Below are 11,346 nucleotides of genomic sequence, written 5' to 3'. Positions count from 1 at the left end.
ATTTTTCTCTCGCTCGTCATCCCGCAGGGTTTCTATGCGGGATATAGCGAGAGAAAAATAAAAACTTGACATCGTTTTTTTTTTTGCTACATTTTATTTGTTGGTAAAAATAATTTAAAGGAGAGTTGTATGAAAAACATACAAGCATTCACGCTCATTGAACTGTTGGTAGTTGTTCTCATCATCGGCATATTGTCGGCGGTCGCGTTGCCGCAATATCAAAAAGCGGTGTGGAAAAGCCGGGCTACACAATTACTAACGACCACGCGCAGTTTGGCTAATGCACAAGAAATATACAAAATGGCCAGTGGGGAGTATGCTACCGCCATTAGCGAATTAGACATTGATTTCGCCTCTTTAACCCCTCGTAGTACGGCTACTTTGGGTACAAGAGTGCCCTCTACGGATGCTGTACGGGGCGATAATTGGACAGAAATTATTATCAATCATAGCGCTAATTATACACTTTCTACTTCGTTTTTTATTGCCGGACCTTATAGGGGAACGGGGTTTTTCTTTCTTCATTATGACTCGGACAATGTGTTAGATAAAAAAATCTATTGTATAGAACGAACCGATCTAAATATAACGGAAGGTATCTTTTGTACAAAGCTATTCAATGCGACAAACAAAGTAGCCACTAAGTGGTCGGTGCGCATTTACGAAATGCCGTAATAAACGCATTTCCTTGCGAAATGCTACAATAGCTGTATGAAAGCAGCTATTATTACTATTGGCGACGAGATTTTGCTCGGCCAAATTTTAGATACTAACTCCCAATTTATCGCGCGGGAACTAACCAAACTGGGCGCGGAAACGGTTGAAATGCGCTCGGTGGGCGATACCCGCGCCGAGATTTTATCCGCGCTTGACAGCACGCTTAAAATTGCCGATACGGTGATTCTTACCGGCGGCCTTGGCCCGACGAAAGACGATATCACTAAAAATGCACTTGCGGAGTTTTTCCACACCACGCTTATCCACAACAAGCAAGCGCAACAATGGTTAGATGAATTATTTGCGGCTAACCCGGCACGCATGAACGCGCTTAACAAAACGCAAGCGTTGTTGCCTGCGTCGTGTACGCCGCTGCATAATGCCAAAGGCACGGCGTGCGGGATGTGGTTTGAGCGTGACGGCAAGATCGTCGTTTCGTTACCCGGCGTGCCGTTTGAAACGGAATATTTAATTCCGCAAGAGGTATTGCCGCGGCTTAAACAAAAATTTCCGCATTTGCAACTTTCCTATCAAGTAGTAACGGTATATGATATCCCGGAGTCGGACCTGGCTATGCGCTTAGACAATTTTGAGCGCGCGTTACCCGCGGGTATCAAACTGGCTTATTTGCCGTCGGCGGGTTTTGTGCGCTTGCGTTTAACTGCCAGCGGGCCGGCTGTTGAAAAATTGGACGAAATAACCGCGCAATTAAAGACGGCATTAAGCGGTTTATCTTTTACGCAAGGCGAAGAAAAACCGGAAGATTTTTGCGCTAAACAACTTAAAACATTAAACCGTACCGTGGCCTGTGCGGAAAGTTGCACGGGGGGAAATATTGCGCATTTGATTACGTCTGTGCCCGGGGCGTCGTCTTACTTTTTAGGCGGCGTGGTGTCGTATGCTAACGACGTAAAAATCAAAGTGTTGGGCGTAAACAAAAACGATTTGGAAAAATTCGGCGCGGTCAGCGAACAAGTAGCTCTGCAAATGGCGCAAGGCGTACGGCGTATAACCGGGGCCGAATATGCCGTTTCTACTACGGGCGTTGCCGGACCCGACGGCGGAACACCGCAAAAACCCGTCGGTACGGTGTGGATTGCCGTGGCCGGGCCTAACGGGGCTACCGCGCAAAAATTTCTATTCTCTCACACGCGCGAGCGTAACATCGGCAAAGCTTCCGTTACGGCACTGCGGTTATTGGTGCGTACCATTGAAAAAGATAGGGCCTAGGTCTTCTAGGTCTTTTGGCCCTTGAAACTTACGCGTAATATGGCCATACTATAAGTATGAACAATACGCGAAAATTTATCTTATTTGTCAGTATGTTATCCGTATCTTTCTCCGCGGCGGCCCAAGGCGGTGCGGTGGGTGGCGGTGCGCGGGTTGTATTGCGCGGTGGGGTACAAGGCGTGTCCAATGCTGCGATTATGAAGACGGCCAGCGTTTCGGGCGGTCTTGGCTTGACGGGCTCTTCCCGTTTAGTACAACCTGTTAGCGTATCGCGCATGTCCGCCGTGTCTGCGCAAACTCTTCCTTCTATGCCTAAAATGATGGCCACCCCCATTTATAAAGGAGCAGACTTGGGGGAACACTATAAAGTCTATATGCCGGGTACAACGAAGCCGAGCGGTTTGGGCGGTGCGATGACGGCGCACCGGGAATATACCGGGCCCGGGCTTCATGTACCCCAAGTAAAACCCGTTACCCCTACGCCTGAAACGAAACCTGCCGGACGGACCAGTTTATCGGCAGAGGATATGGCCTATTTCCACCGCTGGGGCAGAGAAGGGGTAGAAGAAGAGGTGTACCGTACCTCTTCTCAAGGAGATCCGTACGCGCAAGGTTTGCGTGTGACAAACCGTTTGGAGCGTGCGGTGCAAAACGGAATTGCGGTCCAACGCCCGCAGACGTTATCCGGTTTTGAATTGCAATTACAGCGCGAAGCCGATGCTCCCGTACGCTTGCTTTCCGACAGAGATTTAAGAGAATTTAATACAACGCTTGAAGCGTCCCGTGAAATAGCTTCCAAGCCCTTGCCGTTTGCCCGCCGGGATTTTGATCCAAACCGCCGTAGTGTGGTAGTAAGCGGTAAATGGGATCCTACCAAAAAGAGAGAGCAACCGCAGGTAACTACTTCTCGTTGGAGTATGTTTTTGCAACCGGCTATACGCCCGGTAGATCCGAAAATGGAAGCGCAGGTATATCCCAATTTTAATGAGAAAAATTATATCCGCCTAAACCAAACTTTTGATAAACCGTTCCACCCGGAAATGACCGATTTACGTATATTGGTGGCTAGCGACGACGAAGAATTTTTAGCCCGGTTGGATGAGGCGGCTAAACAGGATCCGCGTGTACATGTAACCCTATTTAACAACGTAGCTGAAGCGGAAGGGGAATTGACCCGCCACCCTAACCAATATCACGTGGTATTGACCGATTTGCTCATGGGTAAACGTAACGGTATAGAATTGGCGGCTAAAGTGCAACAAGAACAATTACCGTGTTATGTGGTGCAAGTTTCCCGCGGAGAAATCGGCCCGGGACGCGGCTTCTTGTTAGGGTTTGACGGCGGTATTCCCAATATGGTCCGAATTAAACACGATGACTTTTCTTTTGAATCGGCTACGGAAGAGCCACGCCCGGCCCGTGAGATATTTAATTACTTGAGCGTATTTGTCGCTAACGGCGGGCATGCCTATCCAAAGGAGTTTACGGAATGGTAAAAATAGCGCGCGGTTTTAGTTTGATTATCGGTTGTTTGTTAGTAACGGCTCCGTTGTTTGCTATCGGTGGCGGCGGTGGCGGCTGGAAACTTATTAACGGCAGACGGGTATTTGTAAAACCTTCGGCTCCGTTTGGCGCAAATGTGGTAAAACCTGCTTTTAATACGTCCCTGATGAATCCCAATACTTTCTCTAAAGTGGCGGCTACGGCGGCCCGTTCGTCCGCGGTTGTTACGCCCGTACCAGAAATTCCTTTGCCGGTGGCAGTCCCGCGGGCAGAAGAGTTGGATCCGGTGGCTCATTTCCACCAACTGGGTAATGAATTTGCCCCGGAAACGTCGCTGCACGGAGATCCCTACCGCCGGGATGCCGATTTGGCTTGGCGGCTGAGCTTGCCCAGTAGCGAACAACGGCCCGTACCCATGCGTTCTATGGAATCGTTGGAGTTACAAGGAAGCGCGGAGGGAATTTTGCCGGAAAACGCGCGTTGGGTGTGGGGGGAATTTTCCCGGGATCAGTTGGAAAATTTGGTAACGACCGTTGAACAGGCACGCGCGATGAATGAACGTACAACCGTGGAGGTGCGTGCCCAATTGCAGCCGGATAACTTTATTAAATCTCGTTATACCGAACCGTGGAATGAACAAGTTGAGTCGCTACATATTTTGATGGTGAACGATGTGTACAGCTTGGTGGAAAAATTTGTAAAAGCGGCGCAAGAAGACGGACGGGTAACCGTAGATGTAGTGTACGACGTGGCCCAAGCCAAAGCGCGCTTGCGCGAAGCACCGGGAAAATATGATATTGTGTTTACTGATTTTCATTTAAAAGACGGGGTGGGTGCGGATATTACCGAAGATATTATAAAACGCGGCGAGCAAACCCCGGTTATTTTATTCTCTTGTGCGGGCGGAACGGCCCAGTATTGGTTTAGCCGCGGTATGACCGGGCGCATAGAACAACACCAAAGTGCGCAAGCGGTGTTTAACTACGCCAGTAATGTGGTGGCAACGGGCAAGGCATTCCCTAATAAATAAATTTTTCGCTAAAAGGTATCAAACGCCCCACTTTTAAGTGGGGCGTTTTTTCTAAAACTCTTTGATTTGCGGTGTGGGTTTGGGTGACGTGGAAACAACTGTCCACCCAAATAGTACCACAATGCGTTCCTTTTTGTAAAAGTGCAGCCGAATTATTTTTTGCCGCCACCGCCGTAAACACCAGTAGAGCGATTTTAATTTAAAGCCAAACGAGTCAAATTGCTCGGGGTCTACGCCGATAGAACGCAAATGCTGTTCAATCAGCGAAACCGGATAACGGGTGTATTTGGCTAAAAACCGGCGCCAGCCCGGTAGATGCACGTATTGTATATACACGTGTGCCCGTATAAAATTCTTTACTTTTAAAAAGGGGACACCCTGTTTAATAAAGGTGCGCCAGTTTCCGGCCAAACTGTTTTGCGCATAGCGGAGCACTTTGAAATTAAATCCGTTTTTGCACAGAAAATCAGTCAGTCCTTTTTCGTAGTGCTCAATAACTCCATCCACGTTGGTTTGGGACACTATGTTTTCAAAAAATTGTCTGCATGCTTCGGCCAACAGCACGTTACGCCGCAAGATAAAAAAATAACTTTCTATATATTTCAGATCGTAGGCGTTAATACCCCAAGCATCTAAAGGGGTATCTTTCGCCGCACGTTCAAAAATGGGGGCCAGCGGAAACAGCGGTGCAAATACGGAATCGTTAGCAAAAATACACTCGTCATATTGGGTAATAAACTCCCAACCCAGTTTACTGATTAACTCCTGCCAGGAGCCGAAATCGTATTTGCCATGGCGTTTGGCCCACGCTCCTTTCACGTACGGGGCTAATTTTTTCAGTTCCGGCTCGGGCATCTCGCAATCGGCCATGTAATACACGTCGGCCAGTTGCGAAAGTGCCTGCGCGTAGTAAATGACATAATCTGAGATTTGACCTTTGGGATGAAACCCGGCCAGTAAACAAATACGTTTCATTTTTTTAGTCCGTATTTAAAAGGGTACGCTAAAACATATTTCAAAAACCGGGCCGGATGCATTTGCGGGTCCGGGGAGCGGTCAAAAAATGAGAATCGTTGCAAATTGTATTTTTTGATAAAACGCAACCACGCATGTTCTTTATCCGTGTGTGGGTCTCCGCCCATATTGAGATATTCCCGGTAGTATTTTTGCCACGGCGCAAACCACGTGTACGTCCAAAACCGTACGCCGCCACCGGCACAGTGATACACCAGCACATCATGACGGTTTTTGTCTAAATATTTCGGGTTGGACGGCAAACAGTTACAGGTATCAGGTAGTACGTCAACGGGAATGTTAAACTCTTGCATCATCACATTAACGACCCCTTGGTCCGGGCAGACCAGATTTTCAAGCCACTCGTCTGTTTTATGGTAACACCACATGCGTAGCTCGTTTCTGCGGTTAAGCGGACGGCTAAATAAAGTAAATCCGGCGTTATAGCAAGGAACAGTCATATCGTATTGCGGCAGAGGATGTTTGAAGTTTTTAGTAATGAGTGTAAGGCCTTTTTGGGTGTCTTTACACATGGCCAGTCCGCCTTGGTTACCGTACTGTTCAAACACAGGGAGCAGTTCTCCTCCGAGCATCATATCTACGTCCATATATACGATTTTTTCATACTTGTCCAACAAGTCAAAAATATCATACCGTGCAAACGTTAACTGAGAGAAATTTTTGAAATTGATGTTGTCAAAATCAGTTTCCACCGCAAATTTATATTCGGTAAACCGGCACGGTAAAATGCGGTTTAGAAAAGCTTGGTCTTTTTCGCTGAGTCCCTGATGATAAATTAAGATATCTGCTTTTTCTAACAGACGGGGAGATTTGTCTTTCAAACTCATGAGCAACACGGCCAACGCAAAGAAGAAACGGCGGTTGGTTGCAAAGAATAAAGCGTAGGGTTTCATGGTTCCTCCAAGACGGTAAATATATGTTATAATTATACCACATATCCCCACATAGGTTGAAAAAGTATGGACAGCAAACAACGTCTTTCTTTTAAGTTGGCCGGGTTACGGGCCGGGACATTGGTACAAGCCGCCGCGCAAGATAGCGGTTTAGTGGCAAGTGCGCTCAAGCTCAGTGCGTGGCGCAAGCGCACCAAACGGCGTATCAAGCGTCTTTTTAAGCGTTATGAAGTGCTGGCGGCAGATAAGTTACATCTTTTGGTGCATGTGTGCGGCGGTATCGGTGATGTATGTATGGTCCGCGTGCTCGTGCAGAAATGGCGTCAAACGCTTCCCCAAGCCGACATCACGTTAGCATACGATCGGAAATCTACCGTAGATATGGTGTTCCCCGACGGTTTAATAGATCGGTGGGTTTCGCCCGATTATGTGCCGGAGCAGTTTGATGTAGTGTTATCCGGGTGTCATCTATTGATGTACGATTACATCAACTGGCCCCGGGTGGAAAAATTAGCCCCGCAAATTATCCCCATACTCAAAGACGGTTTGGACCTCCAAGCATGCTTTAAACCGTTTGCCCAATATTCTCCGTATTTAGACGGACAATTAGCGGAAATTGCTATTGCGCACGGCGGTAGCCGCATTACCAATTTAGGTTGGTTTAGCGGACTTGATATCCACCAAAACGACGAAGCGTTTATTTCTTTGCCTGCACAAACGACGCAAGCCGTACTACAAAGATGGGACCTTGCCGATAAAAAATATATCACAATTCACGACGGTATTAACAACCAAACCGCGGCGTGCGGCGTGCGGCCGACCCGTTGTTGGCCACAAGAACACTGGGCCGAATTGGTGCGCTTAATAAAAAATAAATTTCCGCAACTAACAGTGGTGCAATTGGGGGGAAACCAAAGCCGTCCGTTTGATTTTGCCGATGTGTGTTTGGCCGGTAAAACGGAAGTGTCCGATTTGCCGCATTTGCTATCCAAAAGTTGTTTGCATATTGACGGAGAAAGCGGCATGGTACATTTAGCCAATTTGACGAAAACTCCTTGTGTGGTGTTGTTTGGACCGTCAAAAGCGGCTTATTTGGGATACGCACGCAATACGAATTTATCGGCCCCCGTATGCGGAGGGTGTATGAATATTAACAAATACTGGATGACCCGCTGTTTGTTAGATGTGCCTTCTGCTAAACAATGTTTGGCGTCTATCATGCCGCAGACTGTTTTTGAAGCAGTATGTGCCTACTTAGCCAAATAAGGGGATATTTTATTGCCAACAGGGCCCGTATTTGGTACACTGCCTGATAGAAACTGATATCGGAGGTAATGATGAAAGGTATTATTTTGGCCGGAGGAACAGGCAGCCGCTTGTATCCGGCGACGTTGGCTGTTTCCAAACAACTTATTCCCGTGTATGATAAACCGATGGTGTATTATCCGTTGTCCGTACTGATGTTAGCGGGGATACGTGAAGTGCTGATCATTTCCACTCCCCGGGATTTACCCGCTTACCGGCAATTGTTGGGGGACGGATCCGATTATGGGATGAAATTGTCCTACGTGGAGCAACCTAAACCCGAGGGATTAGCCCAAGCGTTTATTTTAGGGGCTGACTTTATCGGGCAGGATAGCGTATGTTTGATTTTGGGCGATAATATTTTCTATGGGCGCGATTTAAAAACGCTTGTGCAAAATGCCGCGGCGCGTCCGTCCGGAGCTACGGTATTTGCTTACCATGTCCGCAACCCGCAGGCGTACGGCGTGGTGGAAATTGACGAGCATAAAAAAGCACTTTCTATTGAAGAAAAACCGCAACAGCCCAAATCAAACTGGGCGGTGACGGGCTTGTATTTTTACGATAACCGCGTGGTAGATATTGCTAAACAAATTAAACCCTCTGCCCGCGGTGAATTAGAAATTACCGCTGTAAATAATTGGTATTTGCAGCAGGGCGAACTTTCCGTAGAGCTCATGGGCCGCGGCATGGCGTGGTTAGATACCGGTACGCATGGCGACCTGATTCGCGCGTCTATGTTTATTGAGGCACTGGAAAGCCGGCAAGGGCTCAAAATTGCCTGTTTGGAAGCTATTGCCTACAAAAACGGTTGGATCACGCAGGAACAGTTATTGCGTTTTGCGGAAAAATTTAAAAATACTGAGTACGGGCGGTATTTAGCCGCTATCCCGGAGGATCAGAAACATGGATTTTTTTAAACCCGATATCCCCGGTTTGATCGTATTTACCCCTACGGTATTTAAAGATAACCGCGGTTATTTTTACGAAAGCTACAATAAGCGCATTTGGCAACAAGCCGGCATTGAAGTAGATTTTGTGCAAGATAACGAAAGCCGTTCTGCGCAACATACGTTGCGCGGGTTACATTTCCAACGGCCGCCGTTTACGCAAGCTAAATTGGTGCGCGTGTTGGAAGGTGCTGTGTGGGATGTAGTCGTGGACTTGCGTAGCGACAGCCCGACGTTTGGCCAGTGGTACGGCGTGGAACTTTCCGCAGAAAATAAAAAACAATTTTTTATTCCGCACGGGTTTGCGCATGGATTTTCTGTGCTAACTCCGACGGCAAAATTTGCCTACAAGTGCGATAATTTTTATAACAAAGGAAGCGAAGGAGCCGTTATCTTTAATGACCCGCAGTTGCATATTGATTGGAAAATAGATCTTTCGCACGCGATCCTTTCCGAAAAAGATTTAAAAAATCCGTCATTTGCGTCATATAAGGAGAATCCATGCTTTTAATTACCGGAGCAAACGGGCAGTTAGGTACGTGTCTGCGCGATATTTTGCCGGCACAAGAATATATTGCTACCGATGTCAACGAGCTGGACATTACCAACGAAAAAGCGGTCTTGTCTTTTGGCGATACGCACCAACTGAGTGCAATTGTTAATTGTGCGGCCTATACGCAGGTGGATAATGCCGAAAATGCTCCTGCGTTGGTGCGGCAACTTAATGCCGTAGGTCCGGCCAATTTAGCAAAACTGGCTTCTTCCCAACAAATTCCGCTTATCCATATTTCTACCGATTACGTGTTTGACGGCACGGCCAACGCTCCGATTGCTGAAAACGCCCCCGCCCGTCCGCTGGGGATGTACGGGCAAACAAAATGGGAGGGGGAGAAAGCCGTTTTCCGCTATGCCCAAACAGCGGTTATTTTGCGTACGGCGTGGTTGTACAGCCCGTATGGTAAAAACTTTTTAAAAACGATGCTCAAACTGGGTAAGGAACGTTCGCAACTGCGCGTGGTGGCCGATCAGTTCGGCACGCCGACGTACGCACCGCATTTGGCCCGGGCCATTGTGGATATTTTGCCGCACATCAAACCCGGCACCCAAGAAATTTACCATTTTACCGACGAAGGTTCGGCTACGTGGTATGATTTTGCCACCTATATTTTAAAGTGCGCCAAATTGCCATGCGAAGTGTTGCCGATTTTGACAAAAGACTATCCGACTCCGGCGCGCCGTCCGGCGTTTAGCGTGTTGGATAAAACGAAATTTAAAACTACGTTTAATAAGCGTCTTTCTCACTGGACGCAAGGAGTGGAAGAATGTCTGAGCAAACTATCTTAATTACCGGCGGAGCGGGGTTTATCGGCTCCAATTTCGTACCGTATTTTTTGGAAAATTTTTCACAGTATCACGTGGTTAATTTGGATAAATTAACTTACGCGGGCAACTTGGATAATTTAAAAGAGTGTGAAAATAACCCGCGTTATACGTTTGTAAAAGGCGATATTTGTGATGCGGCACTTGTAAACGATTTATTTAACAAGTACGATATCCGCGGCGTGATTCATTTTGCCGCCGAGTCGCATGTGGATAATTCTATCACGGGGCCGCTCCCTTTTATTAAAACGAATATTGAAGGCACGTTTACGCTCCTGGAAGCCGCGCGCCAACATTGGCTCAGCGCGCCTAATCAAGTGAAACCCGGGTATGAAAATTGCCGCTTTCATCATATTTCTACCGACGAGGTTTACGGTACACTCGGCCCGACGGGTTTATTTACGGAACAAACCCCGTACGCGCCCAACAGCCCTTATTCGTCCAGTAAGGCGTCTAGCGATTTGCTCGTCCGGGCGTATCATCATACCTACGGGCTCAACGTAACAACGAGTAACTGCTCTAATAATTACGGCCCGAAACAGCACGACGAAAAATTGATTCCTACCATTATCCGCAAATGTTTATCCGGGCAACCGATTCCGATATACGGTGACGGTAAAAACGTGCGCGATTGGTTGTACGTATTAGACCATTGTAAAGGCATTGCGCTCGTGTGGCAAAAAGGTGTTGCCGGCGAAACGTATAACATCGGCGGACGGAACGAACGGACTAATTTGCAAATTGTGGATACAATTTGCACGCTGTTGGATGAACTCAAACCGGCGGCTAACGGCAAATCGTACAAAGAGTTAATTACGTTTGTTAAAGACCGCGCCGGGCACGACCGCCGCTATGCCATAGATGCTACGAAAATAGAAACGAAACTGGGGTGGAAAGCCGAGGAGAATTTTGAATCGGGTATCGCTAAAACGGTAAAGTGGTATTTGAGTAGATAGTATAGCCCAGTTTTTAACCGGGAAAATCTGCCGAGTCGGCGATAAATCTTAAAATAAAAAAACCACCCAAAGGTGGTTTTTCTATTTTAAATGGTCGGGGCGACTGGATTTGCCTTCCGGTAAAAAGCCTGACGGCTTTTTCCTCCAGGCCGGGCTCGCGGTACTCGCCTTGCGGCGCGGCAAAGCACGCGCACGCAAACTCGTACAACGCTGCGGGCTGGGGTTGGCAAGGTGTTCTTTTTGCCTTTGCGCCGCTGGACTTTTTAGGGTAGCGCGTAGTTTATTTTGCGCGTGCCTAGTGAACTAGGTGCGCGCAAAAAAAGAAGTGATAGCCAAAAAGGACGCGGCCC

The 11,346-nt window shown here is 47.7% G+C and carries 11 protein-coding genes; 9 read left to right on the top strand and 2 right to left on the bottom strand.

The window, feature by feature from the left end; translation table 11 throughout:
- The first annotated feature begins 129 nt into the window (after positions 1-129).
- From ACQY2W_RS06940 to ACQY2W_RS06925, 4 genes are read left to right on the top strand one after another with little or no spacing between them, the layout of a single operon-like run.
- Positions 130-675: a type IV pilin protein gene (locus ACQY2W_RS06940; RefSeq protein WP_428050726.1), complete on the top strand. Its 546-nt coding sequence runs from the start codon at positions 130-132 to the stop codon at positions 673-675.
- 36 nt (positions 676-711) lie between these two features.
- On the top strand, positions 712-1,947 hold the full coding sequence (locus tag ACQY2W_RS06935) for a competence/damage-inducible protein A (RefSeq protein WP_428050725.1): 1,236 nt from the start codon (positions 712-714) through the stop codon (positions 1,945-1,947).
- A 56-nt stretch (positions 1,948-2,003) separates the two neighbouring features.
- Positions 2,004-3,443, top strand: coding sequence for a hypothetical protein (locus ACQY2W_RS06930; protein WP_428050724.1), 1,440 nt, complete (start codon positions 2,004-2,006; stop codon positions 3,441-3,443).
- Complete coding sequence (locus ACQY2W_RS06925; RefSeq protein WP_428050723.1) at positions 3,437-4,480, top strand: response regulator; 1,044 nt, start codon at positions 3,437-3,439, stop codon at positions 4,478-4,480. The genes ACQY2W_RS06930 and ACQY2W_RS06925 overlap by 7 nt, the downstream gene beginning before the upstream one ends.
- A gap of 51 nt (positions 4,481-4,531) precedes the next feature.
- On the opposite strand, the gene ACQY2W_RS06920 is transcribed toward ACQY2W_RS06925, so the two are convergent.
- Positions 4,532-5,455, bottom strand: coding sequence for a rhamnan synthesis F family protein (locus ACQY2W_RS06920; RefSeq protein ID WP_428050722.1), 924 nt, complete (start codon positions 5,453-5,455; stop codon positions 4,532-4,534).
- Positions 5,452-6,408: a glycosyltransferase gene (locus ACQY2W_RS06915; protein ID WP_428050721.1), complete on the bottom strand. Its 957-nt coding sequence runs from the start codon at positions 6,406-6,408 to the stop codon at positions 5,452-5,454. The genes ACQY2W_RS06920 and ACQY2W_RS06915 overlap by 4 nt, the downstream gene beginning before the upstream one ends.
- A 66-nt stretch (positions 6,409-6,474) precedes the next feature.
- Between ACQY2W_RS06915 and ACQY2W_RS06910 the strand changes: the two genes are divergently transcribed.
- The 5 genes from ACQY2W_RS06910 to rfbB all read left to right on the top strand — a co-directional run bounded on the left by ACQY2W_RS06910 (position 6,475) and on the right by rfbB (position 10,996).
- Positions 6,475-7,674, top strand: coding sequence for a glycosyltransferase family 9 protein (locus ACQY2W_RS06910; RefSeq protein WP_428050720.1), 1,200 nt, complete (start codon positions 6,475-6,477; stop codon positions 7,672-7,674).
- Between the two features lie 71 nt (positions 7,675-7,745).
- A complete protein-coding gene (gene rfbA / locus ACQY2W_RS06905; protein WP_428050727.1) occupies positions 7,746-8,630 on the top strand; it encodes a glucose-1-phosphate thymidylyltransferase RfbA in 885 nt (294 codons plus the stop codon).
- Positions 8,617-9,171: a dTDP-4-dehydrorhamnose 3,5-epimerase gene (gene rfbC, locus ACQY2W_RS06900; protein WP_428050719.1), complete on the top strand. Its 555-nt coding sequence runs from the start codon at positions 8,617-8,619 to the stop codon at positions 9,169-9,171. Before rfbA ends, rfbC begins: the two co-directional genes overlap by 14 nt.
- Complete coding sequence (gene rfbD, locus ACQY2W_RS06895) at positions 9,162-10,004, top strand: dTDP-4-dehydrorhamnose reductase (protein WP_428050718.1); 843 nt, start codon at positions 9,162-9,164, stop codon at positions 10,002-10,004. The genes rfbC and rfbD overlap by 10 nt, the downstream gene beginning before the upstream one ends.
- Positions 9,983-10,996: a dTDP-glucose 4,6-dehydratase gene (rfbB, locus tag ACQY2W_RS06890; RefSeq protein ID WP_428050717.1), complete on the top strand. Its 1,014-nt coding sequence runs from the start codon at positions 9,983-9,985 to the stop codon at positions 10,994-10,996. Before rfbD ends, rfbB begins: the two co-directional genes overlap by 22 nt.
- Positions 10,997-11,346 lie beyond the last annotated feature (350 nt).

Origin of the sequence: Candidatus Avelusimicrobium caledoniensis, from assembly GCF_902756455.1 — a bacterium.
GTDB classification, from domain to species: domain Bacteria; phylum Elusimicrobiota; class Elusimicrobia; order Elusimicrobiales; family Elusimicrobiaceae; genus Avelusimicrobium; species Avelusimicrobium caledoniense.
The sequence above is the reverse complement of the archived record's forward strand: the minus strand, read 5'-3'. Positions and strand labels throughout refer to the sequence as shown.